Source organism: Nitrospirae bacterium YQR-1, assembly GCA_039908095.1.
GTDB lineage: Bacteria > Nitrospirota > Thermodesulfovibrionia > Thermodesulfovibrionales > Magnetobacteriaceae > Magnetomonas.
The window spans coordinates 67,925-87,846 of the sequence record JAMOBJ010000012.1 but is presented as its reverse complement, the minus strand read 5'-3'; the positions used below and the strand labels follow the sequence as shown (position 1 = coordinate 87,846).

Sequence of the window (19,922 nt, the reverse complement as noted above, 5' to 3'; positions counted from 1 at the left end):
CAGGCTCTACTACTAAATTTTTGGAGAAAATTTAGAAAAGAAAAAAAAGAAGGCTTGACATTTCAACATAGCAGCAGTTAACTACAAAGGCAATTTAATCTAATTGCAAGCTACACGATGTAATAACTTTCTGCCATGGGAAACCGGGATGCACATCAGACTTATCGCGCCGGAGATGATGATGTCCTAAAATCCCTTTAAATTGCCTGTAACCATCGTCAGTGTCAACATGATTAGCAGGTGTAAATTTAGGAATATTGAATTGCACGATCAGTTGATTTATTAGTTCTATTAATGATGTAATCTGAGCCTCAGAATATGCGTCAAAAAAACGATAACCTCTCCAAGGTGTTCCGTTATCATAAAAAGCATCTTTAAACACTGTTCGGTCGGAGACTTTGCCAAAGCAATACAGCCTTTCATTTCTCTGAATTAAACCACCCTCGCTGGCAAGCTCTATTCCTATGCTTCGCTTGTCAACTAAACCACCGGAATTCTCAAGACCTAAATGATATGCCCAATACTTAGAGTCAAATACCTCAAAAATTTCACCATCTCTTTCTATAACATATGCAGTGCCAATGCGTTGCGGGTCAGTTGCCCAGTACTCAATTGTGCTTTTTGCAGTAGCTCCAACAGTATGGTGTACAACAATCAAATCCTTTTTAGTCTCGGTTTTGATGTACTCTTTGTCTTGTAGTCTTAAAGTTTTATTAATGCTCATTGCAGTTATCTCCTGATTGTTTTAATAAATTTGTTAACTGTTAGTTTGTACATCATTTTATAACACTCCTGTTGTCGATTTTTCTAACCCGCCATACGGTCGGGGCTTTACAGATTTTTTATATGTTGTATGGACTTAAACAGCAGCCTTATGTTTGCAAAGCCAAACATAAAGCTTATACTTAATAGTCAGAATCAAAACTTTTTCCTGCCCATATATACGCATTTCTTACAAAAACCATATTCATTCTCCTTTTAAAATATGGTATAAAATTTATACCGGATATTCAGCGTACTTATATAGCAATTTTTATGCCATTTATATATCTATCATAACTGCTTGAAATATAATGATATTTATTTTATGATACTTTCTGAAGTGGGAACAGAATCCATATTTTTATGGAATCATTTCCAATAATTGAGATATTTTCAAAACTGGTAGTCCTTATAGGCGATGACGCATAATAAGAGTGGATGGGTTGAATGGGAAATCTGTTAAAGTGTTGTTACAGTGTAAATATCAGCTTGCCGACAATGATAATCAACGGTTAAAGGCATAGATCACCTATTATAAAGAAAGCTTTGTTTTGATTGGCACACTGTTTATTCGTAATGTAGAGCCACCTACCTATCTGAAAGTTAAAAAACGAAGTACAGACAAAGACTGAAACTTTGATGTTAATTTAGTATATAATCAGAGATGTCAGAATCAGAGTACTACCGGCAACAGCTCGAAAAGGCTGCGGCACTACAGGCCCAAATGGCAAAATCCCTGACGTTACAACCCATAAGTGGCAAGCCCCGATATATTGCCGGTGTGGATGCGGCATTTATTGACGAAAATATTATTGCTGCTGCTTGTTTGTACGAGCTTACAGACGTCTGTGAAATGCAGCTACTGAAAACAGACGAAAAAACAGTGGTAAGAAAAGTTGAGTTTCCCTACATCCCGGGGTTTTTATCATTCAGGGAGGCATCGGCTATGATTGATGCACTGAGGGCACTCTCTACACCACCCGATATTATACTGGTTGACGGACAGGGTATAGCACACCCCAGAGGCTTAGGGCTGGCCTCACACATCGGTGTTTTAATGAATTTGCCGGCAATCGGATGTGCCAAGTCCAGACTCACCGGTAACTATGAGCCCCCGGGGCCCCTAAAGGGCGACTCATCACACCTTCTTGCCGGTACAAAAAGAATCGGCACTGTCCTGAGAACCCGTAACAACGTAAAGCCGCTTTTTATCTCACCCGGCAACCTTGTGGATTTTGACGATTCCGTCGGAATTGTCCTTCGGTGCACTACAAACTACCGGCTGCCACAGCCTGTAAGGTGCGCCCATAACCTGGCTGCTCTAAGGAAAACGGCGGAGAAAACGCCTTCCTGAAAAACTGATGTTTTCTTAGTAGATTTTCCAGCCTACCCCTTTATTATAAATATGCCTTTATAGTATAATGCAAGTATGCAGTAGTTTAGTCTTTTTAATCAGTCATTAAGCCGTCAGGGGGTGTGTCCCCTTGTAAATATTTAGCACAGGAGATAAGCGATAAACACGGATGCCTAAGACTGCAGGTATTTTGATTATAGGAGATGAGGTGCTCTCCGGTAAGGTGGATGAGTGTAACGCCTTTTATATGGCCAGAGGACTCAGGGAAAAGGGCATTGTCGTAAGACGTGTTTGCATTATCCCCGATGAGGTGCCTGTTATTGCAGAGGAGATTAAAAAGTTTTCGGACAACTACGATGTTGTCTTTACCTCCGGCGGACTCGGCCCAACCCACGACGACGTCACTATCGAGGGCATTGCTAAAGGCTTTGGCACAGAGGTGGTTATTGAGGACTCCCTCTATAAATTCCTCTTTGACCGCTATGGCGATAAGCTGACTCCGGAAAGGCTGAAAATGGCTGAGATCCCTAAGGGAGCTGTTGTCATTACGCATCAGTCTATCCGGTTTCCTCTTATACAGTTCAAAAACATATATATACTTCCGGGACTGCCCGATTTTCTCAGGGATAAGTTTGACCTTATATCAACTTTTTTCAACGAGCCGCCCATAGAATTAAAAAAGGTATATTTCAACGAATACGAATCGGAGTTAGCCCCTTTTATTAATGAGGTTGTCTCTAAGCATCCTGACGTTAAAATCGGCTCATATCCGGTTGTAAATGAAAATCAGTATAGGGTTTATCTGACTTTTGAATCCCTGAAAGCAAGTGCCGTCAGCAGCGCCGTTGAAATGTGCACAAGTGGGCCGTACAGTGACAAGATTGTTAAAATAGAGTAACACACAGGGGGTGAACTATGACTAAACTGAAACCTTTTTTAACTGAAGAGCAGATTGCCGATAAAGTAAAGGAGCTTGCCTCAGAAATAAACAAAGACTTCGGTAATGAGCATTTCATTGCGATAGGAATTCTAAAAGGCGCTTTCGTTTTTTTTGCCGACCTGATAAGGCATATTAAGGCCCCGCTGTCGGTTGACTTTATCATTTCCTCAAGTTACGTTGACACCAGCACATCTGGTGAGGTTACAGTACACGCCGACATCAGGGAGGATATCACCGGTAAGGACGTCCTTCTCATTGAAGACATCATAGATACCGGTATATCACTTAACAAGATACGTGAAAGAATTCTGCAAAAATCACCAAGGTCGCTGAAAACCTGTGTGCTTTTAGATAAAAAAGACAGACGCATTGTGGAGGTGCCGGTTGAGTACACCGGTTTTGTAATCCCTGATGAGTTTGTAATCGGCTACGGCGTTGATTACAACGACAGTTATAGAAATCTTCCCTATATTGGGATTTTAAAACATTAGAAACGAGGAATTATGTTTGAACTTTCAGTGGAAACAACCTTTGCAGCAGCACATCAGTTAAGAGGCTACAAGGGTAAGTGTGAGGCCCTGCATGGCCACAACTGGCGCGTGCAGGTTGTTGTACAGGCCGAAAAGCTTAACGAAATAGATATCGCAATTGATTTTCACGATCTTAAAAAACTCACAAATGAGGTTACCTCTCAGCTTGACCATGCATTTCTGAATGATATTTTTCCGTTTACTCAGATAAATCCATCTTCTGAAAATATAGCAAAGTGGATTTACGATATGCTAAGGAAGAAAATATTATCAGAACATGTGCGGCTCCTTTCAGTAACTGTGTGGGAATCTGAAACGTCAGCCGCCACCTATTACGAGGACTAATGCCGGATACGGAATTTATTAATAAGGTTCTTAACGCCGCCACAGGCCGCTACGGCGTAAAGTGTGAGGTTTTTGCAGCCTGGTCCAAAAGCATTGAGGCAGAGGCTAAGGAGGCTGAGGTTGAAAGTCTGCAACGCTCCCAAGGCTCAGGATTTTCTATCCGTGTGCTTAAAGACAACAAACAGGGGCTGGCATACTCCACGGATTTTGAAAAATGGCCTGAAGTGCTTGACTATGCCCTTGAGGCCGCTAAATGGACTCAAAGTGATGACTATATATCATTTTCACCTAAACAGCAGTACTTTGATGTTGACATATATGACAAAAACATTGTCTCGATTAAGGAGGACGATGTAATAGCTATGGCTATGGATGTTGAGAGGGCGGCTCTACAGGAGAGCGGCAAGGTAAAGCGAGTCAGAAACGCCTCAGCCGAGGTTACCGTCATGGAGCTGTGTTTAGCTAACACCGGCGGATTATTCGGTCTCTACAGCGCAACATCTTGCAGTTTTTCAGTGATGGCTATGGCTGAGGAAAACGGTGATACCCAATCAGGCTGGCACTATGAAACCAACAGGTATCTGCCGGCAAAGGCTGCCGCCTGTAGTGTGGGTAAAATTGCCGCCCTCAGAGCGCTTGAACTCCTCGGTGCAAGGCCTTTTAAATCACTAAAAACAGCCATTGTAATGGACAATTCCGTGGCTGTGGATTTTTTAAGCCTTATTGCTTCCTCATTGTCCTCTGAAAATGTACAAAAGGGAAAATCCATGTTCTGCGGTAAACTGTCAAAGCCGGTAGTGTCAGAGCATGTCAATATAATAGATGACGCCACAATTCATAGGAGCTCCGCAGGACGCCCATTTGATGGTGAGGGCGTTCCTTCTCAAAAGACGGTACTCATCAGCAACGGTATCCTAAGCGGTTACTTGTATAACCTCTATACTGCTAAGAAAGACAATGTAAAATCCACGGGAAATGCAGCAAGGGGCGGCATAAAGGGCCTGCCTCAGGTGGGAGCGTCAAACCTCTACATAGAGCCTGCCGGTGATAAGTTTAAATACAGTGATCTTGACGAAATGTTTAAGGATATGGGAACGGGCCTCTATATAACCGATGCGATGGGAGTTCATATGGCTAACAGAATAACCGGTGATTTTTCCGTGGGAGTAAGCGGCATATGGATAGAAAACGGTAGCCGTGCCTTTCCGGTTAAGGAGGCTGTGATGAGTGGTAATTTACTCGATTTTTTTAAAAACATAGAGGCTTTTGCCGGTGAAGTAAAATTCTACGGGCGATACGGCAGCCCTTCTTTATTAATAAATGATGTTGATATAAGCGGGTAGCGGTGGCCGGGTGGTCAGGCGACCACCGGCAGTTAAGGATAAAGATAGTGGTCAGGGAGTCGGCGACTCCATGCGGTTAAGGACTGATTAAACGATATTGGAGGAATAAATGGATTATTTCTTTACAGAAGAGCAGTTGATGATAAGGGACTTGGCACGGCAGATAGCAGAGGAAAAAGTAGTGCCTGTGCGGGCTGAGCTTGACGAAAAAGAGGAATTCCCAAAAGATATTATGAAGATAATTGCTCAGGCCGATCTCTTTGGTTTATTTGTACCGGAGCAGTACGGGGGCTTAGGAAAGGGGGCGGTAGAGCTCTGCATTGCAGTAGAGGAGCTAAGCCGGGCATGTTTGGGTGTTTCCACCAGTTATGCTGCAAATGCCCTCGGCACTTTCCCTATTCTTTTGTTTGGCACAGATGCTCAAAAGGATAAGTTCTTACCGGATATCGCATCCGGTAAAAAGCTGGTAGCTTTCGGCCTTACCGAGGCTAACGCTGGAAGTGATGCCGCAGGAATTCAAACAACCGCCGTTAAAGACGGTGATGAGTATGTTTTAAACGGTACCAAGCAGTGGATAACTAACGGCAGCGAGGCTGAGATATATACAGTTATAGCCATGACGGATAAAGCCCGCGGAGCAAGAGGCGCTTCCGCCTTTATTGTAGAGAAAGGAACACCGGGATTTACATTTGGCAAAAAGGAAAAAAAGATGGGCATACGGGCATCTATTACCTGTGAGCTTGTTTTCGACAATTGCCGCCTGCCTAAGGAAAACATTTTGGGCAAAGACGGTATGGGCTTTATCGTTGCCATGAAGACACTTGATCAGTCAAGAATCGGGGTCGGAGCACAAGGGCTGGGAGTAGCACAGGGAGCCTTTGAGGAGGCTGTGAAATTTGCTAAAACAAGAATTCAGTTTGAAAAACCGATTATTAGTTTTCAGGCAATACAACACATGATTGCTGACATGGCTATTGAGATAGAGGCCGCAAGGGCACTTGTCTATTCGGTAGCAAAATTTATAGACAGTGGTGCCAAGGATATTACAAAACCCTCTGCTATGGCTAAAACGTTTGCCACTGATATTGGTATGAAAGTTACGACAAATGCTCTACAGGTTATGGGCGGCTCCGGCTATATGCGTGACTACCCTGTGGAGAAGATGATGCGGGATGCCAAGATTTTGCAAATCTACGAGGGCACTAATCAGATTCAAAGAAATGTCATTTGCCAAAGCCTAATTAAGGAGTTCTCGAGGATAAAATAATTCAATGATTAATACTTTACAATGACTACGAGTATAGAATTAATACCATGTAGCATTCAGAAGCAAATGCCGGCGGCGAGGAACAAGCGACGCATCCCTTACAGGGAATTCCCCTTTAAGGGAGAGCACGGTTTGAAGGCAACCTGGTATAACAAATAAAAAAAGAAGGGTATGATTATGAAGATTGTTGTGTGCATTAAGCAGGTGCCGGATACGGCTGAGGTTAAGATTAATCCTCAAACTAATACACTTATGAGAGACGGCGTACCGAGCATAATAAACCCCTATGATTTACACGCTATTGAGGCCGCCGTTTCGATAAGGGAAATGGTCAACGCCACGGTTACGGTCTTAACAATGGGACCTCCTCAAGCCGAGACGGCACTCAGGGAAGCTGTTGCGATGGGAGCGGATGAGGCTGTGTTACTTTCCGACAGAGCCTTCGCAGGCTCCGACACGTGGGCTACCGCATACACTCTTTCCGGTGCTTTAAAGAAAATCGGTTACGATATTATTTTTTGTGGCAAACAGGCCATTGACGGTGACACTGCCCAGGTGGGCCCTGCTGTGGCCGAGTTTCTCGACATCCCGCACGTGGCTTATATTAGTAAAATTAACTCTATCTCAGATTCTCATGTTGAGGTAAGGCGCATGATGGATGACGGTTATGATGTTGTTGAGACCTCGGTTCCTGCGCTTTTCACCGTTGTGCGCGAGCTTAACCAGCCGCGCTATGCCTCCCTGAAAGGTAAGATGCGTGCAAAAAACGCCCAAATTAAAAAGCTCACCCATGCCGATATAGAACTGGATGAAAAAGACCTCGGGCTTTCAGGTTCCCCCACTCAGGTTAAAAACATCTTTGCGCCGGAGATGAAAAAAGAGCGTATCCTGTTTGAAGGTAAGCCTCAGGAGCAGGCAGCAGAGCTTCTCGGTGTGCTTAAGACTATTAAATGTATATAGGGAAAAAACATAAATTTAAGCTAATGTGGAGAGGACATGCAAATAAAGGTTGACAGGGAATTATGTACCAGTTGTGAGACATGTATAGCCTCCTGTCCGTATGAGGCAATAGTGTTACGGCAGGGTAAGGCTTTTGTTAACGAGTACTGCCAGATATGCCGGATTTGTCTGAGTGTCTGCCCCGAGGGCGCTATAAAGGAAGTGAAGGATACGCACTCAGATGATGCAGATACAGTTAAGGACATATCGGCATACAAAGGGGTGATGGTGTTTGCCGAGCAAAGGGGAGGGAAGGTTTCTCAGGTGGCGTTTGAACTTCTCTCAGCCGGGCGCTCTCTGTCGGATAAGCTCTCAGTTGAGTTATCCGCAATACTGCCCGGTGCCGCTGAATCAGAGGCGGAGGAACTTATCAAGTGGGGAGCGGATAAGGTGTATCTATGCAACAGCGCCGCACTTACAAATTTTAACGACGAACCATATACTGAGCTTGTTTCAAAAATCATAAAAGAGTACAAGCCTGAAATCGTATTAGCCGGAGCCACTGCAATCGGAAGATCGTTTTTCCCTCGTGTAGCGGCCCGTCTTCATGCAGGGCTTACGGCGGATTGTACATCTTTGGAAATTGAAGAGGGAGGTAGAAACCTGCTTGCCATAAGGCCGGCATTCGGCGGTAACATTATGGCGACAATTATGTGCCCGGACACCCGCCCCCAGATGGCTACAGTGCGCCCAAAGGTTATGAAAAAAGGTGCATACGATACATGCAGGACAGGTATAATTATCAATGTTGAGGCACCGGATACTGCAAAGTGTAGAACCAGGGTGTTGGAGACCGCTAATGAGGCCTCTGTTTGCACTATAAACATTGCGGAAGCCGAGGTGATAGTCTCAGGGGGCAGGGGGTTAGGAAATCCTAAGGGGTTTGAAATGCTAAAGGAGCTTGCAGAGCTTGTAAACGGCACACTGGGTGCTTCCAGAGCAGCCGTTGATGAGGGGTGGATTCCTTATAACCATCAGGTTGGCCAGACCGGCAAAACGGTGTGTCCGAAGGTTTATATCGCCTGTGGCATCTCAGGCGCTGTGCAGCACATGGTCGGAATGCAGTCATCGGACATCATTATCGCTATAAATAAAAACGCCGAGGCGCCGATTTTCAATATTGCCAATTATGGAATAGTGGGCGACCTGTATGAAATCATACCTATGCTGATTAAGAAGATTAAGGAGGAAAGGGGATGATGAAAAAGGTAGCTGTTGTGTTTCCCGGGCAGGGTTCTCAAGGAGTAGGGATGGGACTTGACCTCTTTGAAAACTTTGATGAGGCAAAAGCCGTCTATAAAGAAGCCTCTGAGGCTCTCAATTATGATATAGGGAAGTTATGTTTTACCGGTCCTAAAGATGAATTAAATAAAACCTTCAGAACTCAGCCGGCTCTTCTGACAACAAGCGTTGCCGCCTACAGAGTAATGTTGTCAAAGGGGATAAAGCCTGAAATGTTGGCGGGGCATAGTCTTGGGGAGTATTCGGCCCTTGTTGCCGCAGGTGTATTGACTCTTCCGGCGGCGGTTAAGTTAACCGAAATGCGCGGGAAATTTATGCAGGAAGCCGTCCCTGAAGGACATGGCCTTATGGCAGCCATACTGGGGCTTGACAGAGGGAGTGTTGATAATATCTGTTTGCAGGTTAAATCCGGCTATGTTGCAGCGGCTAATTATAACTGCCCGGAGCAGACTGTGATTGCAGGCGAAAAGCATGCTGTTGATGAGGCCATAAAACTTGCTAAGGATGCAGGGGCAAAACGTGCCATACCGCTTGCCGTCAGCGTTCCCTCTCACTGTACCCTTATGGTTGGCGCATCTGAGCAGTTAAGTAAATACTTTGAAGGTATAACTTTTAAAAATGCTGAAATTCCAATTGTTAACAATGCAGACGCTATGGTATTGCTCAAGGCTGACCAAATTAAAGCATCGTTAATCAGGCAGCTTAACAGTCCGCTTCTTTGGGAAGACTCAGTTAAAAAGATGGTTGACACCGGTGTGGAGGTTTTTGTAGAGGTTGGCCCTATAACGGTTCTGTCAGGGTTGATTAAACGGATAGATTCATCTGTTACAATATTAAATGTGCAGGACAGCGTTTCTTTAGAGCGAACCGTGGCAGCGTTAAACAATTAAGGCCTGCCGTACCGTGCAGGTTTATATACACAGGAGGGTTGTTTTAAGATGATTAAAATTTATTACGACAAGGACGCAAATCTAAGTACCCTGAAAGGTAAGAAGATAGTAATAATGGGTTACGGAAGCCAGGGACATGCTCATGCCAATAACCTGAAAGAAAGCGGTATGGACGTTACAATTGGAATCAGAAAGGGCAGCAGTTGGAATAAGGCGCTGGAGGCCGGCTTTAGCGTGATGATTCCCTCGGAAGCTGCAAAAATCGCAGACGTTATAATGATTCTGCTTCCCGATGAGATTCAGGGAGACACGTATAAGGCGGAGATTGCTCCAAACATGAAAAAATCAGTATATTTGGCTTTTGCCCATGGCTTTAACATCCACTTTGGGCAGATTGTTCCACCGGTGGATGCAAACGTGTTTATGACGGCTCCTAAGGGCCCCGGTCATCTCGTAAGGAGTGAGTACGTGCGCGGAAGCGGCGTACCTTGTTTAATAGCAATACATCAGGACCCTGCCGGCAATACAAAAGATATCGCTCTTGCCTACGCATCGGCTATCGGAGGCGGCAGAGCAGGGGTTATTGAGACTTCTTTCAGAGAAGAGACGGAAACCGACCTTTTCGGCGAACAGGTAGTTCTCTGCGGCGGCTTAACATCCCTGATAATGGCAGCCTACGAAACACTTGTTGAGGCGGGATATGCCCCTGAGATGGCCTATTTTGAATGTCTGCATGAGGTTAAGCTGATTACGGATTTAATCTACGAGGGCGGCATTGCCAACATGCGTTATTCGATAAGCAACACCGCTCAGTACGGCGACCTGACACGCGGCCCAAGAATCATAACTGATGAAACGAAAAAGGAAATGAAGAAAATACTGTCCGAAATCCAGGACGGGTACTTTGCTAAAGAGTGGATGCTGGAGTGTAAGGCCAATAAGCCTGTCTTTAACGCACTAACCAAAAAAGGTGAGGCGCACAGCATAGAGGATGTAGGCCAAAAATTAAGAGCTATGATGCCCTGGCTTAAAAAAGGTAAGTTAGTAGATAAATCAAAAGCTTAGATAAGGGAAAAGGCAAGTAAAGGGAGGGCGCTGCCCTCCCTTTGAATCCCACCCGCAAGGGGAAATGATTCCCCCTTGACCCCCCGCTTTGTAGTGTAGGCCTGGGTGGTTAAGTACAGGCAGGGGCGAGTAATTATTCGTAGTGCTTTTTTATCCATGTTAAAAAATCCACGGCATTTAAAATTAAAATATTTTCGTACTGCTTCAGCGTCAATAGATGCTTTCTATCTCCTGTAACGATTGCCTGCACTTTTCCAGCTACAGCGCACTCAAGGATTCTGTTATCGTTGTCATAATTAAGTACATTTAAGCTCTCTATAGGATTAACAAGTTCTGAAAACTCAAGCAACCAGTTAGTATTATCTTTTACCTTTTGGAGTTGCCATCCAAATTTCCTTACAAGTACTCCCTCTATTTCTTTAATAATATATGAAGAAATGACATTTAACACAACTCTATCCATCACTAACTCTAATATTTTATACGGCTTACCACCATAGATTATTCCCGAAATTACGATGTTTGTGTCAATCGCTATTTTGAGCATTCATTTGTTCATTTCTATATTCTTCAATCAACCTTGCGACATCGTCCTCAGTTTCAATACCGAGTTCTTTAGCTTTCATTTGACCATATTGTGACAACTTTAAATATTCTTTTCTTAGTAAATAGCTTCTCAGCGCTTCCCTCAATAGTGCACTTCTGGTTCTGTGCTCTTCTTTAGCTATAACTTCAACACGCTCTAAAAGCTCCGGCATAATTGAAATTGTCACTTGTTTGGTTACTCTCATCATACACCTCAGTTTGCGTTAGTTATTCTTAACTATAACAGTTTTGGTTTAGTAATTTAAAGTAAATTTCAGTATAGTGGACCCCTATAAGGCGTCGCCGGCTCCCAGCCGCCTGCGTTTACTTCTGAATACAACTTGGTATCAATTGACAAACACCATTGAGAGTGATTAAAATTTGCAATGAAAATAGATAAAAAAGCTGCTGTTTTTTTTGGCTTTATTTTTCTGATTGGTGCGTTTTTTTTTATATACAGGCTTGATAGCAGGATTTTATGGGAAGATGAGTCTGCAACGGCTAATCTGGCCGTTAATATACTTAAATACGGAATTCCACTTGGTGATGACGGGAAAAACCGCCTTATTTTTAATGTTTCTAATGACCTCAATGAAGACTCTATATGGGTGTTATCACCGTGGCTTAGCGAATACCTGACGGCAGGTTCTTTTGCCATATTTGGGAAGAGCGAGTTTGCAGCAAGATTACCCTTTGCTGTGTTGGGGTTTCTATCAGTAATATTTCTCTTTTATGTAGTCTGGGATATCTTTAAGGACAGACAACTTGCACTGTTATCTCTGCTTCTTTCAGTAACTTCCGAGGTGTTGATTCTCCACAGCCGGCAGTGCAGGTACTATGCGGTTTCAGTCTTTATGCAGGTATTGTTTATATTTGCATTTTATCTGTTGCTTCAACGGAAACGTATCGGTATTGTCTATATGTTTATAGCCCTTACATGCCAGTTTTACAGTAGTTACTTGTTTGTGCCGGGTAATTTGCTGTTGGCAGTGACAGCCGGTTTCATCCTTAGGAAGAAATACCCCGGAGTTTTCGGTGATTTAATAATTGCTGCTGTAATTGTTTCATCTCTCGGGCTTATTTGGGTTATATATGCAAAACTCTGGAACCAGACTCAATATATAGGGATTACATCTTATTATGAAAAACTTCTTTTTTATATCATGCAAATTAACATGACAATGTTTCCGCTGCTGCTGTTGCTTCTGTTGCTTGTTTTTTACCGTAAAAGTGATTTTGTTGTTAACAGTATTTCCAGGGATATGATGTTTTTTATTCTTGCCATAATACCGTTTCAAATTGTATTTATTATAAATTATTTTACTTTTTTTCTCCGTTATATAATAATACTTGTTCCAGTCTTTATCGTCCTGCAATCGTTAATACTGAGAAGGTCCCCTCCTCTGCTTCGCTATACGATTGCCGGAATCCTTTGTCTTACAAATTTTATAGGATATACCGGATTAATTTCGTTTAAGGCTTTTATGGCTACACGTCCCCGCTTTGAAATACAAAGGCCGAGAGTAACGCTTAAAGATATATTTATGGAGAGAGTCACTCCCTATGTTAACCGCAGTGGTGAGGTGATAGCTTTTCTGAATAAAAATACACTGCCCGGGCAATCACTGCTGGCTTGTGGCAGTGAGTTTCCTGTGATATTTTATACACAACTTAAGGTGATTAATCTTCACAAGTTAAAAGGACAGTTAACGTCAAACCCCGACTGGATATTTCCTCAGAGTGTCTCAGGAATGAATGAGTACGTCACTGGCAAGAAGTGTAATATTGCAGAGAATTCAGAGTTTCTTAAGCAAAACTATGAGCCGGTTATAATTGAGGTGCATAACAGTTGGCTTGCAGGTAGTGTCGCTGACCCGGATATGTATGAATACTTCACTACTGCAGAAAAGATTCCTTTAATAGCTTATAAGAAAAAGGGTTGATGTGTAGTAGCTACGATTTATACCAAGTTGCAGTCAGAAGCATAACGAGGCGGCAAGGAGAACGCGACCTCCCCTTACAGGGGATTCCCCTTTTAGAGGAGCGTACGTCAAGGAGCTTTTGACGAAGCCAACAAAGTTAGGCGATTGAATGCAACTCGGTATTACTCATTTGACAAACACCCTTTTAACCAATTACAATTGGCTATGGTGGCAGACGGAAAAACCGCTTTTTCCCTGAGTTTAATATTTCTGCTTGCTGCGCTTTTTTTTTGTACAGGCTTGACAACAGGGTTTTATGGGAAGATGAGACAATAACTGCAAATCTCGCTGTAAATATCCTTAAGTACGGCATCCCCGGAGGGGATGACGGCACAAATCGTCTGCTTTTTAACTCTGCTGCCGACCTCAATAAAGACTCCGTTTGGGTTTATTCCCCGTGGCTTAGTGAGTACCTGACGGCTGCATCATTTGCTGTTTTTGGGAAAAACGAGTTTGCAGCACGGCTACCATTTGCTGTGTTGGGGTTTCTGTCCGTGATTTTTTTGTTTTACGTTGTCCTCGATATTTTTAAAGACAAACAACTGGCCCTGATAACACTGCTGCTTTCCATAACATCTGAGGTGTTAATCCTGCACAGCAGGCAATGTAAGTACTACACAATTGCCATCTTTATGCAGATTTTATTTATATACGCTTTTCATCTGCTAATAGGCAGAAAGCGTGTCGGCATAGTCTGTATGGCCATAGCTCTGACAGCCCAGTTTTACAGTAATTACATGTTTGTCCCTGGCAATATGCTCCTTGCTATGGCCGCAGCTTTTATGCTTAGAAAGAAATACCCCGGACTTCTATTTGATTTGTTCATTGCCTCCGGTATTGTCTCTGTTTTTGCCCTTGCATGGGTTCTATATGCCGCCCTATGGAATCAGGCCGGGCTTGTGGGGCTTTCCTCATATTATGAAAAGTTGATTTTTTACCTCATTGAAATTAACATGACGATGTTTCCTCTGCTGTTGCTTCTGCTGCCGGTCTTTTTTAGAAAAAGCGAATTTATTATTAATGCCGGCTCTAAAGAAATGCTCTTTTTTATTATTGCAATTATTCCGTTTCAGTTGTCTTTTACTATAAATTTTTATCTCTTTTTTATTCGCTATATAATTGTACTTATCCCTGTTTTTATCATTTTGCAGGCATTAATTCTGAGAAAAACCCCTTTCTTGCTGCGTTATACTCTGCTGTGTGTACTGTGCTTTACAAATGTTATTGGATACGCTGCAGTGTTGCCGTTTAAAAATCTGCTAATCCCGCATACGAGACTTGAATTACAGAAGCTGCGCTTTCCGGTTAAAGATATACTTATTGAGAGACTCACCCCGTATGTTAACCGTTCTGAGGAGTTGATAGCTTTTTTGAATGAAAATGCGCAACCGGGGCAAACACTCCTTGCACAGGATTCTGAATTTCCAGTAATATTTTATACAAAATTAAAAGTGCTTGACATTAATTACATAAAAACGCAACCATCAGAATTTCCTGACTGGATTTTCACTCAAAGTGTTTCCGGAATTAATGAGTACCTGGGCGGAAAGTCCTTTGATACAGGGGCCTATTCTGAATTTCTGAGGCAAAACTACGTGCCGGTTATTATTAAAGTGCATAATTCAAAGGTGGGCGGCAGCATCCCGGACCCGGACTTGTACGAATATGTTACATCTGCAAACAAAATCCAATTTCTTGTCTTTAAGAAAAAACCACGGTGATAATAACAGGCAACAGCCGGGAAGCAGACACATTTATCGGCAAAACCACCATATTTCTATTGTTTGCCGTCTTATTTATATTAACATTACCACCATTTTACCATGTACTGACTGCAGAGCTTGACGATTCCTATCTGGTTGGCCTCAATAAGGTTCTGCTTATGAACTACAATTTCGGCAAAGACATCGTTAGCACATACGGTCCCATCGGATATCTGAAATCCCCTCTTTACATTGACAGGGCACACTGGATAGGCTCTGTAGTTTTTACTTTTTATGTTCATATTACGTTCTTTGCCGCTCTTTTGCTCTTTCTCAAAAAGGTGAAAGCCTCAACCTCCGTTTACTTATACGTACTGTTATCACTGTTTATATTTCTTCAGGCAAAAAACCGGATTGAGCCGTATCTGTATTTTTATTTATTTATTTTTTCTTATTTATACTGTAAAAGGCAAAAGCCGTCATATCTGTATCTGTTGCTGTTGATTCCGCAATTTGCGGTACTTGCATACATAAAAATTTCATTAGGAATATTTTTAATTCTTATAGCCGCCACACTGACTGGTTTTCTTTTATACATGAAACGCTATGGTGAGGCATTATTTGTTGTTATGCTTTATATCGTTTCACTATTTGCCTCAGGGCGCTTACTTATCGGCAGCTTTTCCGATATGTTTGTTTTTTTTAAAAACTCTATGCAATTAACGGCTTACTATGCAGAGGCCGTCTCTGTAACAGGTGAGCTGTGGCAAGTGTTAACAGCTATACTGTTTTGGTGTATTTATATTGGGCTGATAATTTACAATTTTATACGGGGTGGCGGAAACGGCCTTCTTTTTTTAGTTTTCAGTTTTGCTCTCTGTCTGGGCAGCTTTAAACATGGCTTTATGAGGCATACCGATTTACATGCCATAGACTTTTTTGCTACATGGGGCCTGATTAATATTCTCTTTTTTGCAGAAATACAAAACATGAGAAAGACTTTCAAGAGATTTGTTTTTATTTATTCACTGTTGTTTCCCCTGATTTTTACAATTATTTTATATCCTAAAAACATCGTTCCGTTAAACACAACAATAAGCCAGATGAGTGCACTTACGGAGATTCTCTTTAATGAAAAGGAGTTTGCGCCCAAAGAAAAAAACAGGAAAATGCTGAGACAGTTTTTCAGTTTATCGCCGGAGACAATCAATCTTATAAATGGCCACACCGTGGATATTATTCCCTTTGACATTGCTCTTACTGAGCTTTATGATTTAAACTACCGCCCGCGCCCTGTATTTCAATCATACAATGCCTACACATCGCAGTTGGATAAGCTGGGTGCGGAGTTTTATAAAAGCAACCGCGCTCCTGAATTTATAATTTATAAAAATGACTCTCTTGATGGTAAGGAACCCGTTTTTTACGAACCGGAAACATTCAGAACCATACTGCTGCGCTACAGCCGGGTTCATTCAGACGGTAAATTTCTGATTCTAAGGAAACACGGCACCCCTAAAAAATATGAGGAGACTTCTGCCGGCTCTCTAACCGCCTCCGTGGGAGAGCCCTTTAAAATGCCGGTTTACGTCTCCGACACTTTGGTCTTTGCCCGTATCCGTATGGATTACAATTTTGCAGGCAGGCTGCTTGCCCTTGCGTATAAACCACCTATGACGTATTTTGAGGTTTACATAGACGGTAAGCGTACGGATAAATCAAGGTTCGTTTTCAGAAACGCCGTAAACGGAATTTTTCTGAGCCCTTTTATCCCCTCCGGCAGTACAACAACCGGTGAATTTGCAATCACTACGCCATACCCTGTTTTTTTTAAAAACAACATTGAAGTTGAATTTTTTACCGTACATCTTGCATTTTGAGCAGCCATTAGTAACACAATAGTTGTTATTCCAATTCTAATTCAAAAGTAAACACAGGCGGCAAGGGAGAATTTGCACCTGTCAGATTAAATATCTTTTACTACTATTTATGCCCCTGAACTTTCCGCTATAATAAGCAATCAAAACAAACATTTAAAGGAATCGGGTTTTATGCCGATAAATTATATAGCTTAGAACAGACTTTCAACGGAGCCGATTAAATGAAGGAAATTTTAATTATATTAAACACTTTTGACTTAAACCACCCTGTTACGAGAAAAACCATTGAATATTTGAAAAAGACCGACCTGTTTAAGACTGAACTGTTTATAGCAGACAGCGGATATGAAAACGATGAACCGTATTCTAAGCGTATTAAGGCCTATATGGCTTACGCAGATGGAAGACCGGTTGTTATTATAAAAAGCGGTGTTTTGGTTAAAGACAACGACTGGCTTGAAAAACTTATCAACACCTCAGAGGCCTCCGGCGCATCTATTGTGGGGTGTGTTGGGATAAGTGAGAATACTCGGAATAAAATCTATGGCTACACACTTACCGATAAAGCTGCACATATTACAATAGAAGATGACGGCCGGGATGTTTTGTACGTACCGGCGGTAACACCGGGCCTTGTCTATATTCCACGCCCTGAGGAAATTGAAATTGATGAGCATTTCTATGGGAACATGTATGTGACCGATATTTGTGTAAGGGCATGGTCTCAGGGAAAGAAAACTGCGGTCTCTCAGGCTCTGCTTTCTTACGGGGATAGTCTATTATCGGAGAGCTCGTTAAATGAAGCTGACATCGAGCATTTAAGAAACAAATGGTGTTACTACATTAAGGCCCGGTTGTTTTTAAATGAGGATATTAAAACTTTCTGTGTATCTTAAAACTAATCAGGGATGAAAGATGAGAAAAACACATGAAATAAGGATAATTCTGATTCTACCCCTCAACCATGAACCAACGGCGGAGGATATTCTCAAAATAAACGGCCTCTATATAGGAATGTCACATTTTTTTAACTATGAGAGTCTGTGTTTTTGGCATTATGACAATGACCCCGTACGCTGCCGGCAGGAGCTCCTGAAATCAGCCTTGCTTGAGAGCTTTAATTGCGGTATGGATTATTTGTTTTGGGCGCCGGATTTGGACGCCGTAAGTATCCCTGCTATGTGGGATATAATCAGACGCACTGAGGATGAATCACTTAAAGGCGTTTATACTGTTTCAGGCGGCAACAAGATTTCGCCCATTATGTTAGTGCATATGGAATTAGTTGTCTGCTATATAAAACAATACGATATAAGCAGGTGGTTTAAAAACAGCAAGAATAAAGAGGAACAAAGTCCTGATTCGGCCTTTTTGGAAAATATGGCTACTCTTGGTTACCCTATACTACCGCATGAGATAAAAACAACGGTGAACACTCAGGTGCCGGCTTTAAGAGTTTCATCCGGAGTTAATTTTTTACCTGAGTTTATTCCTAAATCACATCCGTTATACAAACGCCATGATATGACCACATTTATACTAAGTATCCTTGAACTGGCCGCCGCCTCAAAAAACAATAAAAAAATAGCGCTATATGGAGCAGGCACTGTCTCAAATGCCCTTGCCCCGCTTCTGGGTGAAAGTCTGAAGATGGTCGTTGATAAGAATAAAGAACTCTGTGGAAAGCCTTATTATGGTCTTACCGTAAAGTATCCTGATAGTCTGAATGATTCAATAAACGACTACGATACCATAGTGATTACGCCGGTAGGCAGAGAAGTCGAGGTAAGGAAGTACCTTCAGGAAGTCCTTGGAAGCCATTATGATTTGAAAACCATTATAGGCTTTGACGGTGTTGTAACACATAGTTCAGAGGGTGTATCAACTGTCATAGTATCTCAAAAGGTAAATTACGAAACCGGAGGGCTCCAAAATAAACCCTCTGATAAGTTAACTACTACTACTGACCGTGTTCTTACCAAAAGGGCGGTTCTCTATGTCGGCTATCTGTGTAATATAAAGTGTATTTTCTGCTACTATGCTCACACACCTGCAAAGAACTGGCATACACTTGATGAGTGTAAAGCTGATGCCTTTCTATACCGGAGCGAGTACAAAAACGAATGGGTTGATATCACAGGGGGAGAGCCCACGATTTACCCCCACATCATTGAGTTGGTTAAGTACTGTAACGAAATCGGCCTTAAACCCTCGCTTATCAGCAACATGAGGGCTTTATCAAATGATGATACTGTGCTGAGGCTGACGGAGGCCGGTGTCTATGATTTTCTCTGTTCTGTTCATGCCCTTGGTGATACTTATGACTTTCTTACAAAATCAAAAGACGGTTGGAAGCACGTTGTTGGGGCAGTTGAGAATTTCCAGAAACATGATATTAAGTGGCGTGTAAACTGCACAATGACGGCGGTAAATAAGACTCAGTTAAAAGATATAGCCATGTTTACTCACAGGCACGGTGGACGGGTTATAAATTTCATAAGTTACAATCCCTTTGAGGGTTGGTCTCTTAAGATGGACATAGATTTTCAATCAAGCCACGGTGAAATAAGCCCATATCTGCGTGAGGCTTTGGATTATTGTGATGAGGCAGGGCTTGAAGCTAATGTCCGGTATTTCCCGTTTTGTATGATGAAAGGCCATGAAAATAAGTGCTATAACTATTCACAACTCAGTTATGACCCCCACGAATGGGATTTTTGCAGCTGGTTTTCCGATAAAACAAGAAACCCATCTCCAAAGACGTCGGTGCAAATCAGAGAGCTCATAAGTACCGAGCAGGAGATGCACCTCTTTGAAGCCCACAGGTTTAAACGCACTGCTTTTGAGCAAAGCGACAAGTGCCGCTTCTGTGCTTACGGCTTTATATGTGACGGCTTTGCCAATCAGTACGCCGGTCGTTTTGGCACTGATGAGATGGCTCCTTACACAGGGGATTTCATAAAAGACCCGATATTGTTTATCAAAACACAGAAGAAAATCGTTGATGAATAATAATGATAATATGGCAGTAGCAT

18 protein-coding genes are annotated in these 19,922 nt (G+C 42.4%); 15 read left to right on the top strand and 3 right to left on the bottom strand.

Annotation, left to right across the window (positions count from 1 at the left end; all coding sequences use genetic code 11):
• Nucleotides 1–94: 94 nt before the first annotated feature.
• Complete coding sequence (locus tag H7844_07965; protein ID MEO5357218.1) at nt 95–724, bottom strand: N-acetylmuramoyl-L-alanine amidase; 630 nt, start codon at nt 722–724, stop codon at nt 95–97.
• Nucleotides 725–1,426: 702 nt separating this feature from the next.
• Here H7844_07965 and H7844_07960 point away from each other — a divergent pair.
• The 10 genes from H7844_07960 (at nt 1,427) to ilvC (ending at nt 10,737) form a co-directional block, all read left to right on the top strand.
• Nucleotides 1,427–2,116 (top strand): endonuclease V, encoded by a 690-nt coding sequence (locus H7844_07960; protein MEO5357217.1) that lies wholly within the window; start codon nt 1,427–1,429, stop codon nt 2,114–2,116.
• Between the two features lie 169 nt (nt 2,117–2,285).
• Nucleotides 2,286–3,014, top strand: a complete 729-nt coding sequence (locus H7844_07955) for a molybdopterin-binding protein (protein MEO5357216.1) — start codon at nt 2,286–2,288, stop codon at nt 3,012–3,014.
• 17 nt (nt 3,015–3,031) lie between these two features.
• Nucleotides 3,032–3,547 (top strand): hypoxanthine phosphoribosyltransferase, encoded by a 516-nt coding sequence (gene hpt / locus H7844_07950; GenBank protein ID MEO5357215.1) that lies wholly within the window; start codon nt 3,032–3,034, stop codon nt 3,545–3,547.
• Between the two features lie 12 nt (nt 3,548–3,559).
• Nucleotides 3,560–3,931 (top strand): 6-carboxytetrahydropterin synthase QueD, encoded by a 372-nt coding sequence (queD, locus tag H7844_07945; GenBank protein MEO5357214.1) that lies wholly within the window; start codon nt 3,560–3,562, stop codon nt 3,929–3,931.
• On the top strand, nt 3,931–5,274 hold the full coding sequence (locus H7844_07940; GenBank protein MEO5357213.1) for a TldD/PmbA family protein: 1,344 nt from the start codon (nt 3,931–3,933) through the stop codon (nt 5,272–5,274). Before queD ends, H7844_07940 begins: the two co-directional genes overlap by 1 nt.
• Before the next feature lie 109 nt (nt 5,275–5,383).
• Entirely contained in the window at nt 5,384–6,541 is a 1,158-nt protein-coding gene (locus H7844_07935; GenBank protein ID MEO5357212.1) for an acyl-CoA dehydrogenase family protein, read from the top strand.
• 177 nt (nt 6,542–6,718) lie between these two features.
• Nucleotides 6,719–7,501 carry an electron transfer flavoprotein subunit beta/FixA family protein gene (locus tag H7844_07930; GenBank protein ID MEO5357211.1) on the top strand — a complete coding sequence of 261 codons (783 nt, stop codon included), beginning with the start codon at nt 6,719–6,721 and terminating at the stop codon, nt 7,499–7,501.
• A gap of 36 nt (nt 7,502–7,537) precedes the next feature.
• The gene (locus H7844_07925) at nt 7,538–8,740 is read left to right on the top strand and encodes an FAD-binding protein (protein MEO5357210.1); all 1,203 of its coding nucleotides are present in this window, start codon (nt 7,538–7,540) and stop codon (nt 8,738–8,740) included.
• Nucleotides 8,740–9,672 (top strand): ACP S-malonyltransferase, encoded by a 933-nt coding sequence (gene fabD / locus H7844_07920; protein MEO5357209.1) that lies wholly within the window; start codon nt 8,740–8,742, stop codon nt 9,670–9,672. Before H7844_07925 ends, fabD begins: the two co-directional genes overlap by 1 nt.
• A gap of 51 nt (nt 9,673–9,723) precedes the next feature.
• A complete protein-coding gene (gene ilvC, locus H7844_07915; GenBank protein MEO5357208.1) occupies nt 9,724–10,737 on the top strand; it encodes a ketol-acid reductoisomerase in 1,014 nt (337 codons plus the stop codon).
• A 133-nt stretch (nt 10,738–10,870) separates the two neighbouring features.
• Here ilvC and H7844_07910 read toward each other — a convergent pair whose 3' ends face one another.
• Entirely contained in the window at nt 10,871–11,284 is a 414-nt protein-coding gene (locus tag H7844_07910; GenBank protein ID MEO5357207.1) for a putative toxin-antitoxin system toxin component, PIN family, read from the bottom strand.
• Nucleotides 11,265–11,531, bottom strand: coding sequence for a ribbon-helix-helix domain-containing protein (locus H7844_07905; GenBank protein MEO5357206.1), 267 nt, complete (start codon nt 11,529–11,531; stop codon nt 11,265–11,267). Before H7844_07905 ends, H7844_07910 begins: the two co-directional genes overlap by 20 nt.
• Before the next feature lie 177 nt (nt 11,532–11,708).
• On the opposite strand from H7844_07905, the gene H7844_07900 reads away from it, so the two are divergent.
• The 5 genes from H7844_07900 to H7844_07880 all read left to right on the top strand — a co-directional run bounded on the left by H7844_07900 (nt 11,709) and on the right by H7844_07880 (nt 19,899).
• Nucleotides 11,709–13,265 (top strand): glycosyltransferase family 39 protein, encoded by a 1,557-nt coding sequence (locus tag H7844_07900; GenBank protein ID MEO5357205.1) that lies wholly within the window; start codon nt 11,709–11,711, stop codon nt 13,263–13,265.
• A 269-nt stretch (nt 13,266–13,534) separates the two neighbouring features.
• On the top strand, nt 13,535–15,025 hold the full coding sequence (locus H7844_07895) for a glycosyltransferase family 39 protein (protein MEO5357204.1): 1,491 nt from the start codon (nt 13,535–13,537) through the stop codon (nt 15,023–15,025).
• Nucleotides 15,022–16,887: a hypothetical protein gene (locus tag H7844_07890; protein ID MEO5357203.1), complete on the top strand. Its 1,866-nt coding sequence runs from the start codon at nt 15,022–15,024 to the stop codon at nt 16,885–16,887. Before H7844_07895 ends, H7844_07890 begins: the two co-directional genes overlap by 4 nt.
• Before the next feature lie 221 nt (nt 16,888–17,108).
• On the top strand, nt 17,109–17,783 hold the full coding sequence (locus tag H7844_07885; protein MEO5357202.1) for a hypothetical protein: 675 nt from the start codon (nt 17,109–17,111) through the stop codon (nt 17,781–17,783).
• A gap of 19 nt (nt 17,784–17,802) precedes the next feature.
• A complete protein-coding gene (locus tag H7844_07880) occupies nt 17,803–19,899 on the top strand; it encodes a radical SAM protein (GenBank protein MEO5357201.1) in 2,097 nt (698 codons plus the stop codon).
• Nucleotides 19,900–19,922: the final 23 nt, after the last annotated feature.